The organism is Streptomyces sp. NPDC051020, from assembly GCF_040683105.1.
Lineage (GTDB): Bacteria > Actinomycetota > Actinomycetes > Streptomycetales > Streptomycetaceae > Streptomyces.
The window spans coordinates 1-21,877 of the sequence record NZ_JBFBCG010000100.1 but is presented as its reverse complement, the minus strand read 5'-3'; the positions used below and the strand labels follow the sequence as shown (position 1 = coordinate 21,877).

At 68.2% G+C, this 21,877-nt stretch carries 22 protein-coding genes and 2 pseudogenes; 11 read left to right on the top strand and 13 right to left on the bottom strand.

Annotated features, from left to right (window positions below):
• Positions 1-130: 130 nt before the first annotated feature.
• Positions 131-508: a helix-turn-helix domain-containing protein gene (locus tag AB0N06_RS33570; RefSeq protein WP_366138471.1), complete on the bottom strand. Its 378-nt coding sequence runs from the start codon at positions 506-508 to the stop codon at positions 131-133.
• Positions 505-756, bottom strand: a complete 252-nt coding sequence (locus AB0N06_RS33565; protein WP_366138470.1) for a hypothetical protein — start codon at positions 754-756, stop codon at positions 505-507. Before AB0N06_RS33565 ends, AB0N06_RS33570 begins: the two co-directional genes overlap by 4 nt.
• A 309-nt stretch (positions 757-1,065) precedes the next feature.
• Between AB0N06_RS33565 and AB0N06_RS33560 the strand changes: the two genes are divergently transcribed.
• The 3 genes from AB0N06_RS33560 to AB0N06_RS33550 all read left to right on the top strand — a co-directional run bounded on the left by AB0N06_RS33560 (position 1,066) and on the right by AB0N06_RS33550 (position 4,507).
• Entirely contained in the window at positions 1,066-1,905 is an 840-nt protein-coding gene (locus AB0N06_RS33560; protein ID WP_366138469.1) for a TIM barrel protein, read from the top strand.
• A 48-nt stretch (positions 1,906-1,953) separates the two neighbouring features.
• Entirely contained in the window at positions 1,954-2,853 is a 900-nt protein-coding gene (locus tag AB0N06_RS33555) for a 2-hydroxy-3-oxopropionate reductase (RefSeq protein WP_366138467.1), read from the top strand.
• A gap of 196 nt (positions 2,854-3,049) precedes the next feature.
• The gene (locus tag AB0N06_RS33550; protein WP_366138466.1) at positions 3,050-4,507 is read left to right on the top strand and encodes a catalase; all 1,458 of its coding nucleotides are present in this window, start codon (positions 3,050-3,052) and stop codon (positions 4,505-4,507) included.
• Between the two features lie 424 nt (positions 4,508-4,931).
• Here the strand turns inward: AB0N06_RS33550 and AB0N06_RS33545 are convergent, their stop codons facing one another.
• The 5 genes from AB0N06_RS33545 to gcl form a co-directional block, all read right to left on the bottom strand.
• On the bottom strand, positions 4,932-5,603 hold the full coding sequence (locus tag AB0N06_RS33545) for a response regulator transcription factor (protein WP_366138464.1): 672 nt from the start codon (positions 5,601-5,603) through the stop codon (positions 4,932-4,934).
• Positions 5,600-6,919: a sensor histidine kinase gene (locus AB0N06_RS33540; RefSeq protein WP_366138463.1), complete on the bottom strand. Its 1,320-nt coding sequence runs from the start codon at positions 6,917-6,919 to the stop codon at positions 5,600-5,602. Before AB0N06_RS33540 ends, AB0N06_RS33545 begins: the two co-directional genes overlap by 4 nt.
• 40 nt (positions 6,920-6,959) lie before the next feature.
• Complete coding sequence (locus tag AB0N06_RS33535) at positions 6,960-8,126, bottom strand: acyltransferase (protein ID WP_366138462.1); 1,167 nt, start codon at positions 8,124-8,126, stop codon at positions 6,960-6,962.
• Positions 8,119-9,117, bottom strand: a complete 999-nt coding sequence (locus AB0N06_RS33530; protein WP_366138461.1) for an alpha/beta hydrolase — start codon at positions 9,115-9,117, stop codon at positions 8,119-8,121. Before AB0N06_RS33530 ends, AB0N06_RS33535 begins: the two co-directional genes overlap by 8 nt.
• A 231-nt stretch (positions 9,118-9,348) precedes the next feature.
• Complete coding sequence (gene gcl / locus AB0N06_RS33525) at positions 9,349-11,133, bottom strand: glyoxylate carboligase (protein WP_366138460.1); 1,785 nt, start codon at positions 11,131-11,133, stop codon at positions 9,349-9,351.
• A gap of 312 nt (positions 11,134-11,445) precedes the next feature.
• Here gcl and AB0N06_RS33520 point away from each other — a divergent pair, with 312 nt between their 5' ends.
• The gene (locus AB0N06_RS33520) at positions 11,446-12,159 is read left to right on the top strand and encodes a hypothetical protein (RefSeq protein WP_366138472.1); all 714 of its coding nucleotides are present in this window, start codon (positions 11,446-11,448) and stop codon (positions 12,157-12,159) included.
• 24 nt (positions 12,160-12,183) lie between these two features.
• On the opposite strand, the gene AB0N06_RS33515 is transcribed toward AB0N06_RS33520, so the two are convergent.
• Both AB0N06_RS33515 and AB0N06_RS33510 read right to left on the bottom strand, forming a co-directional pair.
• Positions 12,184-13,299, bottom strand: coding sequence for a SpoIIE family protein phosphatase (locus tag AB0N06_RS33515; protein WP_366138459.1), 1,116 nt, complete (start codon positions 13,297-13,299; stop codon positions 12,184-12,186).
• A 252-nt stretch (positions 13,300-13,551) separates the two neighbouring features.
• Positions 13,552-14,121 (bottom strand): RICIN domain-containing protein, encoded by a 570-nt coding sequence (locus AB0N06_RS33510; protein ID WP_366138458.1) that lies wholly within the window; start codon positions 14,119-14,121, stop codon positions 13,552-13,554.
• A gap of 444 nt (positions 14,122-14,565) precedes the next feature.
• On the opposite strand from AB0N06_RS33510, the gene AB0N06_RS33505 reads away from it, so the two are divergent.
• Together AB0N06_RS33505 and AB0N06_RS33500 are read left to right on the top strand one after the other, a co-directional pair.
• Positions 14,566-15,072, top strand: a complete 507-nt coding sequence (locus tag AB0N06_RS33505) for a GNAT family N-acetyltransferase (RefSeq protein WP_366138457.1) — start codon at positions 14,566-14,568, stop codon at positions 15,070-15,072.
• 125 nt (positions 15,073-15,197) lie between these two features.
• The gene (locus AB0N06_RS33500) at positions 15,198-15,419 is read left to right on the top strand and encodes a hypothetical protein (RefSeq protein WP_366138456.1); all 222 of its coding nucleotides are present in this window, start codon (positions 15,198-15,200) and stop codon (positions 15,417-15,419) included.
• Between the two features lie 33 nt (positions 15,420-15,452).
• Here the strand turns inward: AB0N06_RS33500 and AB0N06_RS33495 are convergent.
• Positions 15,453-15,767: pseudogene (locus AB0N06_RS33495) on the bottom strand (AMP-binding protein); the annotation flags it as partial.
• A 41-nt stretch (positions 15,768-15,808) separates the two neighbouring features.
• Here AB0N06_RS33495 and AB0N06_RS33490 point away from each other — a divergent pair.
• Positions 15,809-17,233: a recombinase family protein gene (locus AB0N06_RS33490; RefSeq protein ID WP_366138455.1), complete on the top strand. Its 1,425-nt coding sequence runs from the start codon at positions 15,809-15,811 to the stop codon at positions 17,231-17,233.
• Positions 17,234-17,291: 58 nt separating this feature from the next.
• Here the strand turns inward: AB0N06_RS33490 and AB0N06_RS33485 are convergent, their stop codons facing one another.
• Positions 17,292-17,519, bottom strand: a complete 228-nt coding sequence (locus tag AB0N06_RS33485) for a hypothetical protein (RefSeq protein WP_366138454.1) — start codon at positions 17,517-17,519, stop codon at positions 17,292-17,294.
• Positions 17,516-17,707: pseudogene (locus AB0N06_RS33480) on the bottom strand (thymidylate synthase (FAD)); the annotation flags it as partial. The pseudogene AB0N06_RS33480 and the gene AB0N06_RS33485, both read right to left, overlap by 4 nt.
• On the opposite strand from AB0N06_RS33480, the gene AB0N06_RS33475 reads away from it, so the two are divergent.
• On the top strand, positions 17,641-18,015 hold the full coding sequence (locus tag AB0N06_RS33475; protein WP_366138453.1) for a hypothetical protein: 375 nt from the start codon (positions 17,641-17,643) through the stop codon (positions 18,013-18,015). The pseudogene AB0N06_RS33480 and the gene AB0N06_RS33475 overlap by 67 nt on opposite strands.
• Complete coding sequence (locus AB0N06_RS33470; RefSeq protein WP_366138452.1) at positions 18,000-18,842, top strand: hypothetical protein; 843 nt, start codon at positions 18,000-18,002, stop codon at positions 18,840-18,842. Before AB0N06_RS33475 ends, AB0N06_RS33470 begins: the two co-directional genes overlap by 16 nt.
• Before the next feature lie 59 nt (positions 18,843-18,901).
• Here AB0N06_RS33470 and AB0N06_RS33465 read toward each other — a convergent pair whose 3' ends face one another.
• On the bottom strand, positions 18,902-19,141 hold the full coding sequence (locus AB0N06_RS33465; RefSeq protein ID WP_366138451.1) for a hypothetical protein: 240 nt from the start codon (positions 19,139-19,141) through the stop codon (positions 18,902-18,904).
• A 554-nt stretch (positions 19,142-19,695) separates the two neighbouring features.
• Between AB0N06_RS33465 and AB0N06_RS33460 the strand changes: the two genes are divergently transcribed.
• The gene (locus tag AB0N06_RS33460; protein ID WP_366138450.1) at positions 19,696-20,493 is read left to right on the top strand and encodes a hypothetical protein; all 798 of its coding nucleotides are present in this window, start codon (positions 19,696-19,698) and stop codon (positions 20,491-20,493) included.
• 417 nt (positions 20,494-20,910) lie between these two features.
• Entirely contained in the window at positions 20,911-21,531 is a 621-nt protein-coding gene (locus tag AB0N06_RS33455) for a hypothetical protein (protein ID WP_366138449.1), read from the top strand.
• Positions 21,532-21,877 lie beyond the last annotated feature (346 nt).

Below are 21,877 nucleotides of genomic sequence, written 5' to 3'. Positions count from 1 at the left end.
TCGCCCCGATACTGGGTGTATCGGGGCGAGCCCGACAACGCAGCGAGCGTGCGTGCCAGACGCCGCCCGGCAGGCGGGACTTTCGAAACACGCCCCAGTGCCGTGAGGGGCACTAGTGCCGGTCGCGGCACTAGTCACCTTTGGCGGCATTTTCCCTGTTGAGATAGTTGTAGACGGTGAAGCGGCTGACCCCCAGCGCCCCCGCCACCGTCTCCACGCCGTGCCGCACCGAGAAGGCACCCCGTGCCTCCAGGGTCCGCACGACCGACTGTTTGGCCTTACGGTCCAACTCGGCCAGCGGCATGCCGTGCCGCCGCTCCATGGCTGCCAGGATGTGGTCGAGCGAGTCCGAGAGCTGCGGCAGCCGTACGGCTATGACGTCCTCGCCCTCCCAGGCCAGCACGACGTCGTCGATCCCGGCGCCCTCGGGGCCGACCAGCTCGGCACCCAAGGCGTCGACGAGCGGCTTGACCGCGGCGACGAGGGGGTGGTCCGCCGGTTCGGTCACTTCGAGCCCTCCCCGATGACGTTGACCTGGAGCGACACCCGGGTGGCACCGGACTCCAGGGCCTTGCGGAGCAGGGAGTCCACCGCGGTGAGCACCGCGTCGGCGGCACCCTCCGCCGTATTGCCGAAGGGGCCGACATCCACGGCGTCCAGCTCGGCCGTCTGGATCACCTCGCGGGCCACCACCGCATGGGCGGGTGCCTCGTCGAGATCGAAGGGCTCGGTGGTGAACTCCACTCTCAAGCGCACTGTGCCTCCATCATGTGCTCGCCGCACCCAGAGGCCCGCGGCTCGGCCCCGACCCTAACGGACCCGCCAAGGAAGCTGGTGTCGCCGTACACCCCGCCCGCCGGGCAGCCCGGCAGCCCGGCAGTCCGGCAGCCGGAGAGCAGCAGGCGGGGTGGACGGCCCGCGGGTGTCCGCCCCGCCTGCCGTGCGTCAGGACGAGCCCTGACCGGCCCGAATTCCGGGCACCCCCTTGACAGCCCAACCAACCCCGAGGCAATCTTCCGTTCAGCAGAAACTAACTTCCGCAATACGGAAGGAGTGCTGACCCTCATGGGATACCCGGACCAGCGCTTCGATGTGAACCTTTCGATCCTCTTCACGGAACTCCCGCTCCTGGAGCGCCCCGCTGCCGCTGCCGCGGCGGGCTTCACGGCGGTCGAGCTGTGGTGGCCCTGGATCGAGACCCCCACCCCGCCGCAGAGCGAACTCGACGCCCTCAAGAAGGCGCTCGACGACGCAGGCACGCAGCTGGTGGGGCTGAACTTCTACGCCGGACAGCTTCCCGGCCCCGACCGCGGCGCGCTCTCCGTGCCCGGCCCGGAGTCGGACCGCTTCCGCGCCAATATCGAGGTGGTGGCCGACTTCGCCGCCTCGGTGGGTTGCAAGGCGCTCAACGCGCTGTACGGCAACCGCGTCGACGGCGTGGACCCGGCCGTGCAGGACGAGCTCGCCCTGGAGAACCTGGTCCTGGCCGCCCGCGCGGCCGACCGGATCGGGGCGGTCCTGCTGATCGAGACCCTGAACGAGCCGGAGTCGCCGCGCTACCCGCTGGTGAGCGCACCGGCCGGAATCGAGGTCGTCGACAAGGTCAACGCCGCGACAGGGCTCGGCAATGCGACATTCCTGCTGGACCTCTACCACCTGTCGATGAACGGCGAGGACCTCAGCCAGGTCATCGCCGCGTACGCCGACCGGACCGGCCACGTCCAGATCGCCGACAACCCGGGGCGCGGCGCGCCCGGCACCGGCTCCCTGCGGCTGGAGCAACTCCTCGACGAGCTGACGAAGGCCGGTTACGACGGCTGGGTCGGTCTGGAGTACAAGCCCGGCGACCGGCCGAGCGCCGAGTCCTTCGCCTGGCTCCCGGCCGAGGCCCGAGCAGCTCGCTGAGGATGTCGGACTCCCCTCGTACACACGTTTTCAGGAAGGCACCCCCTCATGAGCAACAACCTCCCCAAGGTTGCGTGGATCGGACTCGGCATCATGGGCTCCCCCATGTCCGAGAACCTGCTCAAGGCCGGTTACGACGTCACCGGATACACCCTGGAGCAGGACAAGATCGACCGGCTGGCGGCGGCCGGCGGGCACGGCGCGGGTTCGATCGCCGAGGCGGTACGGGACGCCGATGTCGTCATCACGATGGTGCCCGCGTCCCCGCACGTCGAGGCCGTCGCGTACGGCCCCGAGGGCATCCTGGCGAACGCGAAGTCGGGCGCCCTGCTGATCGACATGTCCTCGATCACCCCGCAGACCTCCGTCGACCTCGCGAAGAACGCGAAGGAGAAGGACATCCGCGTCCTGGACGCCCCGGTCTCCGGGGGCGAGGCCGGAGCGATCGAAGCCGTTCTGTCGATCATGGTCGGCGGCGAGCAGGCCGACTTCGACGCCGCGCAGCCGATCCTGCAGGCGCTCGGCAAGACGATCGTGCTCTGCGGCCCGCACGGCTCCGGCCAGACGGTGAAGGCCGCCAACCAGCTGATCGTCGCGGTCAACATCCAGGCCTGCGCCGAAGCCGTCGTCTTCCTGGAGAAGTCCGGGGTCGATCTCGCGGCCGCGCTCGACGTGCTGAACGGCGGCCTGGCCGGCTCGACCGTACTGACCCGCAAGAAGGAAAACTTCCTCAGGCGCGACTTCGCGCCGGGCTTCCGGATCGATCTGCACCACAAGGACATGGGCATCGTCACCGACGCCGCCCGTCATGTCGGTGCCGCACTGCCCGTCGGCGCCGTCGTCGCCCAGCTCGTCGCCTCGCTCCGCGCGCAAGGCGACGGCGGCCTGGACCACTCGGCCCTGCTGCGCGCGGTCGAGCGCCTCTCGGGCCGGCCCGTCCGGGCCTGACCGACCGCCCCACAGACTTCCGGATGGCGTCGGCGCTGACACCTGTCCTGTCGCGCCCAGGCGTCGGCGTCATCCGGAACACCCCACTCGCAATTTCAACAAACTGTTGACGTTCGGTTCGGAGCGTACTTACGCTCCTGGAGCCCCCAGGGCGTGGCAGTTCAGCAGCTCCCGTACGGAAGGTCGCCCCGACACCATGACGCAGCGTGTGCTTACGACCGAGTCAGGCGCCCCGGTCGCCGACAACCAGAACTCCGCCACCGCCGGCGTCGGTGGCCCGATCCTCCTCCAGGACCAGCACCTGCTGGAGAAGCTCGCGCGCTTCAACCGGGAGCGCATCCCGGAGCGCGTGGTCCACGCCCGCGGTTCCGGCGCGTACGGCTACTTCGAGGTGACCGACGACGTCACCGGCTTCACCCGGGCCGACTTCCTCTCCGCCGTCGGCAAGCGCACCGAGACGTTCATCCGGTTCTCGACGGTCGCCGACTCGCTCGGCGGCGCCGATGCCGTACGCGACCCGCGCGGCTTCGCCCTCAAGTTCTACACGGACGAGGGTAATTACGACCTGGTCGGCAACAACACCCCGGTCTTCTTCATCAAGGACCCGATCAAGTTCCCCGACTTCATCCACTCGCAGAAGCGCGATCCGTTCACGGGCCGTCAGGAGCCGGACAGCGTCTGGGACTTCTGGGCGCACACCCCCGAGGCGACGCACCAGGTCACCTGGCTGATGGGCGACCGGGGCATTCCTGCCTCGTACCGCCACATGAACGGCTACGGCTCGCACACCTACCAGTGGACGAACGCCCAGGGCGAGGCCTTCTTCGTCAAGTACCACTTCAAGACGAACCAGGGCGTGCGCTCCCTCTCCAGCGAGCAGGCCGCCGAGCTCGCGGGCAGGGACAGCACCTCGCACCAGACGGACCTGCTGCAGGCCATCGAACGGGGCGTGAACCCGTCCTGGACCCTGTACGTGCAGGTCATGCCGGCCGCCGAGGCCGCGGACTACCGCTTCAACCCGTTCGACCTCACCAAGGTGTGGCCGCACAGCGACTACCCGCTGCAGCGCGTGGGCCGGCTGGTCCTGGACCGCAACCCGGACAATGTGTTCGCCGAGGTCGAGCAGGCCGCGTTCTCCCCGAACAACTTCGTGCCCGGCATCGGCCCCTCCCCGGACAAGATGCTCCAGGGCCGCCTGTTCGCCTACGCCGACGCGCACCGCTACCGGCTGGGCGTCAACCACACCCAGCTCCCGGTGAACGCCCCGCGGACCGCCGTCGTCGACAACTACGGCCGCGACGGTCTGCACGCCACCCGCAACGGCGCACGCCACGACAAGAACTACGAGCCCAACTCGTACGCCGGCCCCGTCCAGACCGGCGCGGCACTCTCCGCCCCGCTGGCGATCCACGGCTGGACCGGCACCCACGCGGCGCCCGCCCACACCAAGGACGACGACTTCTTCCAGGCGGGCGAGCTCTACCGGCTGATGTCCGAGGACGAGAAGGGCCGCCTGGTCGCCAACATCGCCGGCGGCCTCTCCCAGGTCACCCGCGACGACGTGATCGAGAAGAACCTCGCGCACTTCCACGCCGCCGACGCCGACTACGGCAAGCGCGTCGAGGAAGCTGTCCGCGCCCTGCGCGAGGACTAGGGCGTGTTTCGAAAGTCCCGCCTGCCGGGCGACGCCTGGCCCGCCCTACAGGCGGACGACGCTACTTTCGAAACACGCCCTAGAACCGGAACCGCGCAAGGGATGCGACGGGAGGTCATGCCCCCTGCGCTGTCCGTCCAGCCGACCCTGAGGGGTGTCCAGCGGGACGGGCGCGACCGAGGACCGCGGCGGCGTGCGAGCCAGTGCGGTGGTGAAGGCAGCCGACGGCCGCTCTCGACCTGAGAGAGCGGACCCGGCCGCCCATCGCGCGCCGCCGCGGTCCCGGCTCAACCAGCCTCTCAGCCTGCAGAACTCCGCCCGGCGGTGCGAACGAATCGGTCGCGCCTGCCTCCCGCCGTCGGGCGGTCACCACCCCGGGGCGGGGGCACGGACGGTCCCGTGCTCCCGCCCTTTCGCATGGACGTCAGTAGCCGGCCGGGCGCACCAGGCCCGTCTCGTAGGCGAAGACCGCCGCCTGCGTCCGGTCGCGCAGCCCCAGTTTGGCCAGGATCCGGCTCACATGGGTCTTCGTGGTCTGCTCCGCCACCACCAGCAACTGGGCTATCTCCGCGTTCGACAGACCCTGCGCGATCAGGGACAGCACCTCTGTCTCGCGTTCCGTCAGATGACCGACGCGGTCCTTCAACGGCGCACGGGGGGCGGCGGTCATCCGGGAGAACTCGGCGATCAGCCGCTTGGTGATGTTCGGGGCGAGCAGCGCGTCACCGGACGCCACGACCCTGACCGCATGGGTCAGTTCCTCGATCGATGCGTCCTTGAGGAGGAAGCCGGACGCACCCGCGCGGAGCGCCTCGTACACGTACTCGTCGAGATCGAAGGTGGTCAGGATGAGCACCTTGACCCGGGCGCCGGGCGGTGACGTGATGCGGCGGGTCGCCTCGATGCCGCCGAGCACAGGCATCCTGACGTCCATCAGCACGACGTCCGGGGCGAGTTCGGCGACCTTGGTGACGGCGTCGAGGCCGTCCACCGCCTGGCCGACGACCTCGATGCCGGGTTCCGCGTCGAGCAGCACCGTGAAGCCCTGACGAACCATCATCTGATCGTCAGCGATGAGTACGCGAATGGTCGTCACGGGGTGTCCTCGGCAGATTCGGTGGCCAGAGCAGGGGCGCTGACCGGCAGGATAGCCGTGACCTCGTAACCGCCGTCCGGGGTCGCCCCGGCCGCGAGTTCGCCGCCCAGCATGGCAGTGCGTTCGCGCATCCCCAGCAGCCCGTGCCCCATGGACTGCGAGGGTTTGGCCGGCACGTCGGGCGCGGTGTTGGTGATCCGGACTGTCAGCCCGGTCGTCCCGTAGGCCGTCTCCACCCGCACCTGTGCGCCGGGGGCATGTCTCATCGCGTTGCTGAGCGCCTCCTGGACGATCCGGAAGGCCGACAACTCGACACCGGGCGGCAGCGCGCGCGGCGCACCGGTGGTGGCGGTGGTGACCGTGAGCCCGGCGCCTCGCACATTGGCGACCAGTTCGTCGAGCCGGTCGAGGGTGGGCTGCGGGGTGTGCCTCACGCCTTGCGACAGGGCGTCCTCGGAGCGGAGTACGCCGAGCACATGGCGCAGTTCGGTGAGCGCCTCGACGGCATTCTGCCGGATGCCCGCGAGGTTCTCCCGGAGCTCGTCGGAGGGGTTCTCGACCAGGTGCGGGGCGACCTGCGCCTGGATGGAGATCACCGACATGTGGTGGGCGACCACGTCGTGCAGCTCGCGGGCGATGCGGTTGCGCTCCTCCAGGAGGGTGCGCCGGGCCCGCTCCCCGGCGGTGAGCTCCTCCTGGACGACGAGCTGGGTGCGGGCCACCCGCAGGCCGCGCAGCGCGGCGCCGAGTACCACGGCGGCGATCAGGACCGGAGTGGAGCGATCGATGTCGTAGTTGTGCGGCGTGGTGGTGAAGAGGGCGCAGGCCATTCCGGCGAGGAGAGTGATCACCACCGCCCCGGCCGCGCGGCGGGGCGGGACCCGCAGCGCCAGCAGGAAGAGCACCCCGCACTGGAGCGCGAGCCCGGAAACGCTCCATGGGAACAACTGGTCCCCGCTCATATCAGGCTCGTTGAGCCGCACGGTGACGACCATGAGGACGGTCGATGCCCACCAGGCCGACACCGGGCGGAACATCGCGGCGATGAGCGCCGCCCCGTGGGCGATGCCCAGCAACCCGTACTTGGGGATGCCGCCGCCGTCGACCGGACTCATCTCGTTCATATGGAACACGGTGAGGAAGGCCGCGCAGATGACCAGCAGCATCGCGAACACCGGCCGCCAGACCGGCCATCCGGGCTGGCCCATGTCCGGCAGCGGGTCGGCGGGCGTCGTCAGATCCTCGAACAGGACGCGCGGCGCCCTCCGCAGGGCAGCCTTCAACCGCTCCTTGTCCGCCACTGATTTCCAAGTCATCCGGACCACCTTAGAGGCGCTCGCAAAATGCGAGCTCCACTTAGACACGGCGCATCACCGAGGTCCTGGTGGGACGGTTCTCGCGGACGATCCGCCCCTTCCCGCGTCGCGGCCGCCCCTCCTCGTACGTGCGGAACGCCGCCCAGCAGACCAGCAGCGCCACGGCGAACGCCGGCAGCCACGCCAGACGGGAGAGCACCCAGCTCGAATCCCTGGGCACGGTGTGCAGTCCCGGCAGTGCCTCTCCCGCGAGCAGCCCGATGGCGGTGACCGCCATCATCGCGGTCTGGTGCCAGAGGAAGACCGTCATCGCGGAGAGGTTGACCAGCGCCACCGCCGCCCACGCCGCGGGGCGGCGCAGGACCCGCCGCAGCGGGCCGAGCAGCAGCCGGGCCGCGCCGCACTGGGCGAGACCGAAGGTGACGGCCGCGAGGGTGGGCGGGTCGAGGTTGGAGATCCTGCTGCCCGGCACCCCGACCATGGACGCGGGGTAGCCGGCCCACAGAACGAGTCCGGCGGTGGCCGCGGCGCCGACCAGCAGCAGCGCCCACCCGGTGGCCCGGCTCTGCAGGCCGCCGCGGGCCCAGGTCGCGCCCAGGCAGTACGGGACGAGCCAGCCGGCCGCCACATTGATCCATCCGAGCCAGGCGGGCCCGCCCAGTCCGAACCGGATCAGGTCGACGTGGAGCACGACGGCGACCGGCCAGAGCGGATGGAGCCTGGAGACCAGCGGGGTGACCGCGGTCAGTGCCGTGAAGACGAGCAGGAACCACAGCGGTGACAGCACCAGCTTGAGCAGCGCGTGCACGGTCTCCGTGCCCACCCCGGCGGCGAGCAGCGTGCCCGTGATCACGGTCCACACCACCAGCACGGCGGCGACCGGCCGGAACAGCCGGATCGTCCGGGCGCCGAGCCACTGCCCGTATGTGGTGCCGCGGGCGCGGGCGGAGGCGTAGCTCTTCGCGGCCATCTGTCCGCCGACGAGGAAGAAGACCGCGAGAGTCTGGAACAGCCAGGAGACCGGGATCAGTTCGGGCATGTGCTGGAGGGGGCTGGCAGCACGCACCGTGCCGGTGTCGGCGATCAGTGCGGTGACCAGCCAATGGCCGAGCACCACGCCCAGGATGGCGAGGGCGCGCAGGGCGTCCACGGCCCGGTCGCGGTCGGGCGGGGTGGCGGCGTCGATCCGCCGGACGAGTTCACGCATGGCGGCCCTCCTCGGCAGGGCTCCGGCCGGAGACGATCCGGGCGAGGTTCTTCAGGGACAAGGAGTCGGGCTTCAGGTAGTCGCTGTGGCCGCCGTCGCCCGCCGCGAAGTGCCGGCCACCGAACCCGGGCGAGACCGGGTCGGTCCCGAACCCGAGGGTGAGATGCGGAAGTCGGAGCTGTTCGTGCGGTACGTCGGCGATCCAGTCGCTGCCGCCCCGGCCCGCCCAGACGGTGGCCTGGGTGTGCAGCGCGGCGACGTTTCGCGCGCCGGTGCCGGGGCTGCCGTACAGGACGATGCCCGCGACCTCCAGCCCGGACGCGGCCTTGGCGCAGACGACGGATCCGTAGGAGTGGCAGAGCAGCGTGATCCGGGCGGACGGTTTGGACTTCTGCAACTCGTCAAGGAATGCGCGTAGTTCGGGGGCGGCATGCTCGGCCAGGCCGGACGTCACCGCTTCCGGGCTCACCGTGGCCGGTGTTGCGTACCCGAGCCACCCGATCACTGCCGATGCCTCGCCGAGCTGCCGCTGGAGCGCGACACCACCGGCCCTCAGCCGCCAGTACTTGTCGACAGTGATGCCCGCGCCCGGAACCAGCACGGCGATCCGGCGCGCCGTGGACAGATCACCGAAGACCTCGACGCCGCGGCCACCTTCGCGGCCGTCGAAGGAGAGGAAGTGGCGTGCCGGGTCGGCCAGTTCGCGCAGCGCGGCCGCCCGCTTCCGGTCGCCGTGGCCGGTGGCCATCCGTTCGGCCGCCCGGATGGAACCGCGGTTGGTGGCGTACCGCTCGTCCAGGGCGGCGGGGGTCGCGCGCAGCGGGGCGAGAGCGGCGGGGGCGGGTGCCGGGACGGCCGAGGGGCGAGCCGCCCCCGAGAGGGGCACGGTGACCGCGGCGATGACGAGGGCTGCGAGGAGGGCACGGGCGCCGCGCGGGCCCGTGAAGAGGCGGCGCGTGCGGGGGCGGCTCCTGGGCTGGCGGGACGCCATAAGTGGATGGTCCTTCCGTACCGGATGTCGGTCGTGCTTCCGGTACAGAAGCTAGGGAGCGGACCGTGTCGTCGGCGTCCACCCGCGGAGGGCACCTTCCGCGTAGCTCTGAAGTACTACGGGTAGGGGTGTCGGCCGTGTTCGGCCTGGTCAGGACGGGCAGATGGGGGGCGGATCACCGGGTTCCGGTGATCCGCCCCCCACCTGGGAGACGTACCGAGGAGTGGTGCGTCAGCTCGCGACGAACGGGCGGATCGCCGTGGGAGCGTGGCCCGGCTCGGTGGCAATGTCCTCCCACTCGTTGACGGCGTCGATCCCGGCGCCACTCATCGAGATGTTGGTGATGCGCTCCAGGATCGCCTCGACGACCACGGGGACGCGGAATTCGGCGGCCAGCTTCTTGGCCTCCTCGAACGCGGGCAGCAGTTGGTCCGGCCCGGTGACCCGGATCGCCTTGCAGCCCAGCCCCTCGACGACCTTGACGTGGTCGACGCCATAGACGCCCAGTTCCGGCGAGTTGATGTTCTCGAACTCCAGGTTGACCTGGAAGTTGATGTCCAGGTTGCGCTGCGCCTGGCGGATCAGCCCCAGGTAGGAGTTGTTCACCAGGACATGAACGTACCCGATGTTGTGCTGCGCACCGACCGCCAGCTCCTCCAGCATGAACTGGAAGTCGTAGTCCCCGGAGAGCGCGACGACCTGGCCCTCGGGGTCGGCGGTGGCGACCCCCAGCGCGGCCGGGATGGTCCAGCCGAGCGGGCCGGCCTGGCCGCAGTTGATCCAGTGGCGCGGCCGGTAGACGTGCAGCATCTGCGCGCCGGCGATCTGGGAGAGGCCGATCGTGGTGACATAGCGGGTCTCCGGCCCGAAGGCCCGGTTCATCTCCTCATACACCCGCTGCGGCTTCAGCGGCACTTGGTCGAAGTGGGTGCGGCGCTGCAGCTTCGCCCTGCGCTCCTGGGCGGAGGCGGCCCAGGCGCTGCGGTCCGGCAGCTTGCCCGCGGCCTTGAGCTCCTTGGCCACCTCGACGAAGAGTTCCAGCGCGGCCCGGGCGTCCGAGGCGATACCGAGGTCCGGCGGGAAGATCTTGCCGAGCTGGGTGGGCTCGATGTCGACGTGGACGAACTTCCGGCCCTTGGTGTAGACGGCCAGGTCGCCGGTGTGGCGATTGGCCCAGCGGTTGCCGATGCCGAGGACGAAGTCCGACTCCAGGAAGTTCGCGTTTCCGTAGCGGTGCGAGGTCTGGAGGCCGACCATCCCTGCGTTGAGCTCGTGGTCGTCGGCGAGGATGCCCCAGCCCATCAGCGTCGGGATGACCGGGGTGCCGGTCAGCTCGGCGAACTCGACGAGGAGTTCGCAGGCGTCGGCGTTGATGATGCCGCCACCGGCGACGATCAACGGGCGCTCGGCGGCGAGCAGAAAACCGATCGCCTTCTCGATCTGGGCACGGGACGCGACCGGCTTGTAGACGGGCAGCGGCTGGTACGTCTCCGGGTCGAACTCGATCTCGGTCAGCTGGATGTCGATGGGCAAGTCGATGAGGACCGGACCCGGGCGGCCCGAGCGCATCAGGTGGAAGGCCTGCTGGAAGACGCCGGGCACCTGTGCGGCCTCCAGGACGGTCGTCGCGGCCTTGGTCACCGGCTTGGCGATCGACGCGATGTCGACGGCCTGGAAGTCCTCCTTGTGGAGTTTGGCCACCGGCGCCTGGCCGGTGATGCAGAGAATGGGGACGGAGTCGGCGATCGCCGAGTAGAGCCCAGTGATCATGTCCGTGCCGGCGGGACCCGACGTACCGATGCAGACGCCGATGTTGCCGGCCCTGCTCCGGGTGTAGCCCTCGGCCATGTGGGACGCGCCCTCGACATGGCGGGCCAGGGTGTGGTCGATGCCACCGCCGGCCTTGAGCGCCGCGTAGAAGGGATTGATCGCCGCTCCCGGCACGCCGAACGCGTGACTGACGCCTTCCAGCTTGAGGATCTCAACTGCCGCTCGGGCAGCGGTCATTCGAGGCATGCGAGTACTCCTGCTCGGACCTGGTGGAGTCGGGCCCTGTCGCGCCACCTGAGAGCACCAATTCCGTATTGCGGAAATTCGTTTCTACTATGCGGAAGCAATCTAAGCGGAGGCCCGGCGGACGTCAAGAGAGGGCGCCAGGCCGCTGCCACGCACTGCCGGAAGAGCCGCGAATCCTCCAAGTCGCTCCCCCACGCCCCACTCGTGGTGGAGCATGGGGGCACGGGGTGCGGTCGGACGGTGACGGCCGCGGAGGGCCGACGTGCCCGAAGGCAGACACCGGGGCGGCAGCAGTGCCGGAGGGAGGCCATGGTGGAGTCCGTGCCGGTACGCTGCCCGGCCTGCCGCCGCGAGCACGCGTACCTCACACCGGTCTACCCGTGCCCGTGCGGGTCCCCCACCGCCGCCCCGATGCTGCGCGGCGCCGCGCCCGAGCCGATCACGCACCGCACCTGGAACGACGACTGGGTGACCGTGCGCTGCCGCGCCTGCGGGCGCCACGACCAGTGGCCGCAGCCGGAGCTGTGCTGCCCGTGCGGGACGGTGCTGCGGATCCCGGTCAGGCCGGTCACGGCGGCCGGCGCCGATCCGGCGGACAAAGTCCGGCCGACCCACATCCCGCTGCCGCGCACGGCACCCGCGCCCCGCCCGCCGTTCCGGCCGATGACGATCCGCACCGGCCGCGACGCGGTCACCGCCGCCGCCATGTATCTGCGGTGGCTGGGCTACCGCGACGTCGTCATACCGGCGAAGCGGCCTTCGTCCCGCATCGATCTGCGCGCCGCCGGACTGATCGCCCAGGTCGACTCGACCACCCGGCCGAGCACCCTGCGCGACGTCGAATGTCTCTGGCTGAACGCCCTCAACGCATCGGTGACCAGCGTCTTCTTCTCGCTGGCGGGGTATGCGCAGGACGCCAGGGGGTGCGCCGACGGGCTCGGCATCCCACTTTTCGTCATGGACCTCACCGGGACCCCGCAGCCGGTGAACTACCCGGCGGACGAGCTGCTCTCCACCGGGGGCTGAGGGCGTCCGGACACGGCGGCCGGGTCACAGCCGCACGACGACCAGGGCGGTGTCGTCGGTGACGCCACCGAGCGGGAGCAGGTCGGCCAGCAGGGCGTCCGCGAGCGTTTCGGGGTCGGCTGTCCGGTGGCCGGCCAGAGAGCGGGCGAGCCGTGCGAGACCGGCGTCGATGTCTTCGCGGCGGCGCTCGATCAGGCCGTCGGTATACAGCACGAGGACGGACCCCTCAGTGAAGGGCACGGTGGCCTGGGGCCGGGGAGCGGGTTCGGGGCGGGCGCCGAGCGGGGGGTCGGTGGCCTGGTCCAAGAACTCGACGGTTCCGTCCCCGTGCAGGAGAGCCGGCGGAGGGTGCCCCGCGCTGCTGTAGGTGATGGTGTGGGTGTTCCAGTCGATGAACGTGTTGGCCACAGTGGTGTTCTCGGCGCCGTCGACCGAGCGGGCGTACAGCCCGAGAGCTTCCAGGGCACGGGCGGGGCCTTCGGTGACGCGGGAGGCGGCACTCAGCGCGCTGCGCAGTTGCCCCATCACCTGGGCCGCAGGCAGGCCGTGGCCGACGACGTCACCGACGGCGACCGCGATGCGGTCGCCGGGCAGTTCCACCAGGTCGTACCAGTCACCGCACACATCCAGCGCGTCGATGGCGGGCCGGTAGCGTGCGGCCGCCGGGTGGCGCCCGGCCGGGCGGAGGGCGGGCAGCATCGCCTCCTGCAGGCTCAGCGCCACCACGCGGGCGCGGATGAGTTCGGTGACCTCCTCCACGCGGTGCATCAGCAGCGTCACCCGCCCGTCCGAACCGAGGACGGGAATATTGATCATGGTCCAGTAGCGCTCGCCCAGCATCCCGGGCCCGTCGGGATCCTCCATGTCGTAGCGCTGCAGCTCCATGGTGTCGCGCTCACCGGTTTCCACCGCCCGGCGTAGTGACGCCTCGATGTTGCGCACCACAGCCGCGCCGGCATCGTTCGGTCTGTGGGCAAAATCGTCGCGCAGGTAGCGGCCGATGACTTGGCTGCGGGTGCGGCCCATCACGCGCAGGAACTCTTCGTTGACGTCCGCGTAGACCAGCTGCGGGGTAAGCAGCGCCACCGCGCCGGGCAGGGCCTGGAACACCGCTGCATAATCGATCTCCGGTTCCATCACGTCCGCCCTGCCTCGACGCCGCCGCTGGGGTTCTTTTCACGATAGGCACGGCAAGCCTAAGGGCTGTCCCGTAATCCCTGGTGGATCAGCGCGCGGCGTCAGATGCGGTGCACCGCAAGGCGGAGGATCGTCCTCATCCTGGGTGTTGTCGCGCTGTCCGTTGCCCACTGTCCACGACCGAACGTGGCTGGGTCCCCCGAAGGAGGGCCCAGCCACACCGCGTCAACGCCTCTCACGGACCCCCGCGAGGACTCAGAGGTTGTTGGGTTCCCAGACGGTCAGCCAGACGTCGTTGGTCGCACCCTGGTCGGTGCAGTCGTACTGGATGAGGGGGCGTCCGGCGCCTACTCCCCCCGCGACGTTGAGGCACTTGTTGCTGGACTTGACGACGATCTGGTAACCGATGCCCTTGGGCACGAGCCTCCACAGTTCGTTGCCGGCGTGGCCGCAGGTGTACTGGATGATCTGGGCTCCGTTGGCGTTACTGCCGCCGTTGACGTTGAGGCATTTGCCGCTGCTGACGGACCTGAACCGGTAGTAGCCGCCCCCGACCGCATTCGCTTCCCAGCGCTCGTTGGGCGCGTCGGACCACGGGTACTGGATGATCGGGACGCCGTTGCCCTGGGCCGCTCCCTGTACGTTGGCGAGCTGGCCCGGAGCGGCGGCCAGCCTCAGGGTCAGCTGCTTGGCGACGACAGACCGTGGGGCTGCCCCCGCGGAGTCGCTGGCGACGGCCGGGCTGAATGAGCCCGACATCAGCGCGGCACTGGTCGCGACGGCTCCCAGGCCCACAGCCCACCGCTTGCAAGTTTTCACGTTCACTTCTCCGATCCCGCCGCTGCACACACCAACCCCTATGTCGCCGTGTGCAATCGGCCCGCTACAGAAGGTAGCCAATCGGCTGCATGCGCCACAGATGACATCGGGGTCACACAGGAATCGACAAACGCCTCCACACGCCCCCTCAGTACCAGCGGCATCACCCTTGGCAGGCGTTTGTTGTGCTTGACAGTCCGCCAGGAGCCCTACGCGATCCGGCCCGTCCATGACGGAACCGGGCCGCGCGAGGCCGAGCCCGATCGCCGGTTCCGCGATCCCTGATGTCCGTCGCCCGCTTCCCCTGATGCGCCGTGCGCGGCAGGCGTCGCGTGCGCCGGGCCGGGCGGACACCAAGTGACGTGGGGGACAGCGCTCGAACGGGCACCCGCGGGCGGCAGTCCAGGGCCCCTGCCCCCGCGCACCGGCCGCCGACGCCATACTGGCGGCATGCGTATCCGTCCCGCCCGCCGCTCCGATCTCCCGCTGCTCCAGGACATCGAGCGCGCCGCCGGCGAACCGTTCCGCACCCTCGGCATGTCCGCCGTCTCGGACGACGAGCCGCCACCCCTCGACCTCCTGGACGACTACCGCGGGGCCGGCCGCGCCTGGGTTGCCGTCGAATCCGACGACCGCCCCGTCGGTTACCTGATCGCCGACGAGGTCGACGGCGCGGCCCATGTCGAGCAGGTCTCGGTCCATCCGTCCGCCGCCCGGCGCGGCGTGGGCCGCGCGCTCATCGATCACGTGGCCGGTTGGGCGGGCGACCGGCGGCTCGCCGCCCTCACTCTGACGACGTTCTCCCATGTCCCGTGGAACGCGCCGTACTACACGCGCCTCGGCTTCCGTACGCTCGCGGAGGCCGAACTCACCGACGGGCTGCGGAAGATCAGGGCGGAGGAGGCGGAACACGGCCTGGACCGCTGGCCGAGGGTCTGCATGCGACGCGAACTCTGACCGGGCCTCAACCTCCTGACCCCGGAGCGGAACCGGTCGGCGACAGCGAGTGCAATCGGTCACGTTCGCGCCTGGGGGCCACAATTGTTCGGGCTCTGTCAGTGGGCGGCCGTAAGATAGCGCTCATGGTCTTAACTCCACGGCATTCCCCCTCTTCCGACCCGCTGCACGCCGCACAGCCGACGCACCCGTCCGCCGTCGAGGCGAACGAGGCGATCCGTGCGCTGGTGGACGCGCAAGCCGGGCAGGACTGGTCGTCCGTGGAGTCCGCGGCGTACGAGGTACTGCTCATCGAGTGGGCGGCGGCGACCCGCGGCACCGCCGGCGACATCATCGAAGCCGCCTGACCGCGCCCCGGGCACCACCCCCCGCGTCACCGACTATCCGTAGTTCTCCCGCAGTTCGATCTTCCGGACCTTCCCGCTGACCGTCATCGGGAAGGCCTCCAGGATCTGCAGCCTCCGCGGGATCTTGTAGTGCGCAAGCTGCTCGCGGCAGCACTCCGTCACCTCGTCCAGGCTCGGCGGGTCCGCCGGATCTTCGGGGATGACACAGGCCAGGATCTCCTCGCCGCGCGTGGCGTCCGGTACGCCCACCACCTGCACGTCCGCGACCTTCGGGTGGGCGTAGAGGAATTCCTCAATCTCCCGCGGATAGACGTTCTGGCCACCGCAGATGGCGAGGTTGCCCATCACCGTGCCGAATGAGCGGTATCGATAAGGGGTAACGTCCTGCCATGACCAATCGTATGGGAGGGCCCGTCATGCGGGCCAGCATCTACGTACGGATCAGTATGGATCTCACGGGCGAAGAGCTGGGCGTCGCCCGCCAGGAAGAGGAGTGCCGCAAGCTCTGCAAGCAGCTCGGCTTCGAGGTCGGACGCATCTTCACCGACAACGACCTCAGCGCCACGAAGAAGACCGTCGTCCGCCCGGACTTCGAGGCGATGCTCGCGAGCAAGCCGGAAGTGATCGTCTGCTGGCACACCGACAGGCTCATCCGCGTCACGCGCGACCTGGAGCGCGTGATCGACATCGGGGTCAACGTCCACGCCGTCATGGCCGGACACCTCGACCTCTCGACACCGGCAGGGCGAGCTGTGGCTCGCACGGTCACGGCGTGGGCCACGTACGAAGGTGAGCAGAAGGCTGAGCGACAGAAGCTGGCCAACCTCCAGGCCGCTCGCGCCGGTAAGCCGTACACGGCGGGAATCCGGCCCTTCGGGTACGCCGACGACCATGTGACGATCCTCCCGGACGAGGCGGAGGCCATCCGCGAGGGTGCGGCGATGATCCTGACCGGCGAGTCCCTCTCGGCGGTCGCTCGACGGTGGACGGAGGCCGGGCGCCTGTCTCCGCGCGGAATCGCGGCGGGCGGGAAGGCGTGGACCCTGCGAGGGGTCAAGCAGGTACTCACGTCGCCGCGCTACGTCGGGCAGGCGACGTACCGGGGCGAGGTCATGGGCAAGGGGGCGTGGCCGGCCATTCTCGACGCCGACGTCCACTACGGGGCCGTCGCCATCCTCAACAACCCGGAACGGTTCAGCGGAGGCAAGCGCACGGGCCGTACGCCTCAGACCCTGCTCACCGGAATCGGTCTGTGTGGGGTGTGCGGGGAAACGGGCAGCGGTCGCGGCTACCGAGGCGTGCCGGTCTACGGATGCGCTGACACTCACACCCGGACGCCCCGGAGCATCGCCGACAAGCGGGCGACCACTGCAACGCTCGCTCGGATGGTCTGGCCGGACTTCCTGCCGTCAGTCCTGGGCTCTGGACAGAGCGCCAGCGCCTCGGACACGGCGCACCTGCACGCGGAGGCCCAGGCTCTCCGGGAGCGCCTTGACGGGCTCGCCATGGCCTACGCGGAGGGTGCGATCAACCTGTCTCAAATGACGGCAGGCAGTGAGGCCCTTCGGAACAAGCTCGAAAGGATCGAGTCCCAGATAGTCAACGTCGCGGGCATCCCGCCGTTCGATCCGGTGGCCGGCATTGCCGGGCTGATCGAGGGGTGGGCCGATACTCCGCTCCCGACCCGTCGGGCATGGGTCGACTTCTGTGTGGAGGTCACGTTCCTGCCGGCCAAGGGCAAGCATGCCCGTCTGATGACGCCCGATGACCACGTGAAGATCGAGTGGCGGGACCTCGCGGCGAACGAGGACTAGCAGGTACGACGAAACCCCGGCCACCCCCCTTCGGGGGTGCTGGGGCTTTGTCATGTCGTCAGTTGTGGTGGCCGCTCGCGTGGCGGTCGAGCTCGGTGTTCAGGCGGTCGATGGTGCCGCTCATGCGGTCGATGTCCGCTCGCAGGTGGTCGCTCTCCTCTGCCTCGCCCAGGAGCACGAGGCGGAGGTCGCCGAGCTTGGCTTGCGCCCACACGGGGAGCTTGGCTTCACGCTCGGAGTCGAACAGGGTCGGGTACCGCTTGATCAGCTCTTCGGGTCGGGTCACGGGGCCACTCGCCCATGCTTCTGGAAAGCGGCGTGCGTGACGGGCATGTGCACGGCGAAGTTCTCCTCCATCTGCTCGGCTGCCATCTCGATCTCCCGCTGGGGGAAGCTCGGGAACTTGCTTGCCTCGTCCGTCGTGCGGAGCGAGAGGAAGTACATCAGGGAGCGGGCGTTGCAGGTGGCGACGGCACGTAGAAGGTGGGCTGGAGCTGCTTCCTTGCTGCAAGAAGGACGGCAGCAAGCACTGGACGACGAACATCTCGGTCGAGATCGACCAGGACTTCATCGACGCGCTCGGCAACGCCGACCACCCCCTGAACATCGAGGCTTCAGCCGTACATGAGACGGCGGTCAAGGCGATGCTCGCCAACGGCGAGTCCGGCTACTGGAACGCGACCTGCTCCAACGAGGGCGAGATCAACGAGGTCGTCGCCACCAACCCGTGCGGAGAGAGATCGCGATTCCTCCGACAGGTGCGTGCGTGCTCGGCCACGTGAACCTCGACCACTTCGCGCCGCAGGTCAAGGGTGGCTCGGTCGACCGCAAGGGCCTGGAGTGGGCGCACAAGTTCATGACGCGCTTCCTGATCCGGGCGACGTACGGCGACATGACCGACGACGAACAGCGCCACGTCATGCACCCAAAGCGGCGCGTCGGTGTCGGTCACCTCGGCGTGCACGGCTTGCTCGCCAAGCAGGGCGTCCGGTATTCCGAGGCCCCGTACGGGTACGGGTTCCGCAACCTGCTGAACGACCTGTGCGACACGGTTCGCGAGTACGCCTTCGAGCTGCGCGTTCCGGAGCCGGCGAAGGTGACGACCGTCGCCCCGACCGGATCGATCGCGAAGCTCCCCGGCGTGAGCGAGGGCACCCACCCGATCTACGCCCGGCACTTCGTCCGACGCATCCGGTTTTCGATGCGCGACCCGGCGCAGGCTGCGACGGTGCAGGACTGCATGATCCAGGGCTTCCTCGTCGAGAAGGACGTGTACGACCAGAGCGGCAAATCGATGGTCGTCGCCTTCCCCACGAAGGAGAAGCTGGTCGCCGAGGTCGAGGCCATGGGCTACGACGCGGCGATCGTGGAATCGGCGGACGAGATCGACCTGAACGCGATGCTTGCCTTCCAAGCCATGTACCAGACCTACGCCGACAACGCTGTTTCGTACACCGTGAACTTCCCCGAAGGGAAGTACTCGGTCGACGAGGCCGCCGCGATCATCAAGAGCTGGCTGCCGGACCTGAAGGGCGCGATCCCTATGCCGGACGGGCGCAGGCTCCGTACGAGCGGATCACCGAGGAGGAGTTCAACTCGTACGACCTGAGGTCCGTCGAGGACTCCACCGATGAGGACTGTACGACCGACGCCTGCCCGGTGCGATAGTCACGTCGTGGGCGGCCCCGGCTGATTCTGGCCGGGACCGTCCGCAGGCTCGAAAAACAGGGCGAGGGCCGCCAGGCCGAAACCGAAGACGGTGCCCGCAACGACGGCCCCGCCTGTTGCACAGGCCTTCACCGCATCGCCGAACGCGGCCAGCGTCAGACCGCCGACGAATCCGGCAATGACGAAAAACATGGCAACGAAGCTCAACACCAGGAGCTTCTTATAGATGGTGGCGGTCACTGCTTCTTCCTCATCTGATGGACGAGGGGGACCGGCCAGAGACAGACTCGACCGGCCACCCCTTCGTCAAGTGGCCCGTGATCAGGCTGATGACACGAAGGCTGGCCCGCTCCACCCCCAAGCGCCCCTAACAATCAGTTCGTATAGGTCTCTGAAGGTCGCTCAATTTGACTACATGGATGGCCAGTTGATGAACACAAGTCGAGCTTCGGGAATCGCGAAGTAAATTCTTCACCAACTCTCACTTTGCCATTTATTGACGTAAAGTCGCGGTGAACGACTCGTGAAGAGGTTGATCAAGATCACCTAATGCGGACATAAATTCCTGTTGTCAGGCGGATCGAGGAGCGAAGTCGGAGGCTCATCTCCCCCGGTCACGTGGGTTTCGGACCCCTGGTCTTATATCTCTCTCATCGTTCTCTCATGCAGGGATCTCTGAAAGGGATGTGATGACTCTTTGGTTCGCGGGCAGGCCGCCAGGTCCGCCCAGTGCGCACGCTGCACTGTCGCGGCGTAGGCGGCTACGCCGCTTTGCGGGTGCAGCATCGCTTGTCTTGGCTGTGGAAGCCGCCGTGGTGGTGCAGGCAACTGAGCATGGCGTTGCTGTGGACGCAGCTGTAATTTCCGATACGTCGTCCGTAAAGTCCGAGGGGCCGGCCCAGGCGCAAGATGAGGCATCTGCGCTGTTGATGGCACGGCTGCAGGACCGGAAGATCGAGGTCTTGTCCGCACGCTCGTCGGACTCCACCACATGGGCGCTGCCCAGCAGCGAACTGCAAACTGCCATCTACGCGGGACCGATCCGCGCCAAGTTGAATGGCGCATGGCACGACATCGACACCTCGCTGTCGGATACTGGCTCGAGCCTGACACCGGATGTGGCTGCCGCGGACATCGCAATATCCGATGGCGGAGACACCGCGTTGGCATCGGTGTCCAAGGGAGCCAAGACCTTCGGCCTGGGCTGGGAAGACGAACTTCCTGCCCCCACGGTTAAGGACGCCACAGCGTCCTATGTCCTGGGCGGCGGGCAAACCCTCAAAGTCACCGCGCTCGCGCAGGGTTTCTCACAAAACGTAGTGCTGGACAAAGCCCCTGACAGCACGGTCACCTACCGCATCCCGTTGGACCTTGACGGGCTCAAGTTGTCCCAAGCGGACTCCGGACACCTCTTGCTGAAGGACACCGACGGCGAGCTGGTCGCCGAGGCTCCCGCGCCGATGATGTGGGACTCGAGTAAGAATCAGGTCTCTGGTGAGCCCGAACACCAAGCCAGGGTGGCTGCGAAGGTCGAGACCGGTGACGACGGGAAGCAAAGCTTGGTCCTCACTCCCGATCCCCGGTGCCAGTGATGCTTATCCCGGTGTCTACTTTTGCGTCGGCTATGAAGGCTGCCTTGGCCTTTACCGAAGCGTTAGCGGTAAGTGTCACGCTCGCTTCCGCACGAAGTCAACCTCGTACCAATGGGAGACTTCGCTTCCATCCGGGCACACGTGGGTTTTCTACCATGGGCGGCGCCAAGTTCAGGGAGTCGAGTACGGCTACCACTGCAAGAGTCAGGTTTATCACACGAAGACCTACACGGCGAAGGGGCACAGCTTCTCCACCGTGAACTACTCGGACACGTATCGATGCGGCATAAAGCCTCGCGATGGCCTGGCAAAGCTGGCAATCAACAAGGGCTGCTGACCGAGCTAATTTGGCACTCCACTCCCGTCAATTTGGAAAAATAGATGAATACATGTCTGCGTCTACTTGGAGCGGCATCCATGGTTCTCCTGGTTGCGGCATGCAGTGCCGGTGCCGCGAACCGTGTCGCTCCTGCATCGTCCTCATCCACAGCCAGTCGACCGACCCCGAAGGAATGGACCTGTCAAGATGGTAAATTCCATTGGGGAAATATCCAGAAGCGCCAGGTGCTGGCGGCGGTATCCGATCCTCAGCGATTTGAAATTCCCAAGGGAAAGTCAGTTCACGCATCGTTCGAGTTGGAGCCCATCCGCACCATCCGTGCCGCCATCACTCAATCCCCCGGTCTAAATAATGTGAACCCGTCATCCGCGATCTCCTCTCTCGAGGAGGCGACAGGAATCGATCTAGAGCCGACGGGGAAAATCTTCGCCATGGATCCGGACGACAAGGTTTTGAAGACAGAATTCACTGGTAAATACTCCGGCGTCATGGCGAGCGTTGTCGGGGTTGACGTGATAGAAGCGAACTTTGTGTATGGATGCGCGGAGGGAGGAAATATGATTCGGGGAACCGTGAACAGTTGGTCGAATCCCACCTATGTGGGTCTGTTCAGCTGCGGTGTTCACGAAAAGTTGGGGCCTTCAGAAGTGCAAGCGGAAGCTCTGTTGTGCGGAGAGAAGAAGCAGAAGGCTAGCTAAGGGGCGTCTCATAGCTCCGGCGCTGCGGGGTGAAGGCACTTGGGGGCATTCGCGCCTATCAGGTCGGGCATCCGATTCCCCGGCCTGATAGGCAGGGCGCGTACGCAGCTGCGGCACATGTCATGAGCCGTTTCGCCGCCGCCTGCCGGCTGATCGGCGGCTCCTGCGCCACCCACTACCGCCGGCTCCGGCCCAGGGGCATTGCGCGATTGGGATTGGTCCGGTTCGCCGGTCTCGTGAGTGACGTGGCGTCATGTCCGTTGTGTGGCAAGGGACCCCGGAGAGCAGAGCAGGCACGGTGCTGGTGATCATGTGGTTGTCGAGACCCATGAGAACCGAGCGAGAC

Coding starts and splice junctions, on each gene's coding strand:
- AB0N06_RS33560 (WP_366138469.1), top strand. CDS start 1,066: ATGGGATACCCGGACCAGCGCTTCGATGTGAACCTTTCGATCCTCTTC.
- AB0N06_RS33555 (WP_366138467.1), top strand. CDS start 1,954: ATGAGCAACAACCTCCCCAAGGTTGCGTGGATCGGACTCGGCATCATG.
- AB0N06_RS33550 (WP_366138466.1), top strand. CDS start 3,050: ATGACGCAGCGTGTGCTTACGACCGAGTCAGGCGCCCCGGTCGCCGAC.
- AB0N06_RS33540 (WP_366138463.1), bottom strand. CDS start 6,919: ATGACTTGGAAATCAGTGGCGGACAAGGAGCGGTTGAAGGCTGCCCTG.
- AB0N06_RS33535 (WP_366138462.1), bottom strand. CDS start 8,126: ATGCGTGAACTCGTCCGGCGGATCGACGCCGCCACCCCGCCCGACCGC.
- AB0N06_RS33530 (WP_366138461.1), bottom strand. CDS start 9,117: ATGGCGTCCCGCCAGCCCAGGAGCCGCCCCCGCACGCGCCGCCTCTTC.
- gcl (WP_366138460.1), bottom strand. CDS start 11,133: ATGCCTCGAATGACCGCTGCCCGAGCGGCAGTTGAGATCCTCAAGCTG.
- AB0N06_RS33505 (WP_366138457.1), top strand. CDS start 14,566: ATGCGTATCCGTCCCGCCCGCCGCTCCGATCTCCCGCTGCTCCAGGAC.
- AB0N06_RS33500 (WP_366138456.1), top strand. CDS start 15,198: ATGGTCTTAACTCCACGGCATTCCCCCTCTTCCGACCCGCTGCACGCC.
- AB0N06_RS33490 (WP_366138455.1), top strand. CDS start 15,809: ATGACCAATCGTATGGGAGGGCCCGTCATGCGGGCCAGCATCTACGTA.
- AB0N06_RS33455 (WP_366138449.1), top strand. CDS start 20,911: ATGGTTCTCCTGGTTGCGGCATGCAGTGCCGGTGCCGCGAACCGTGTC.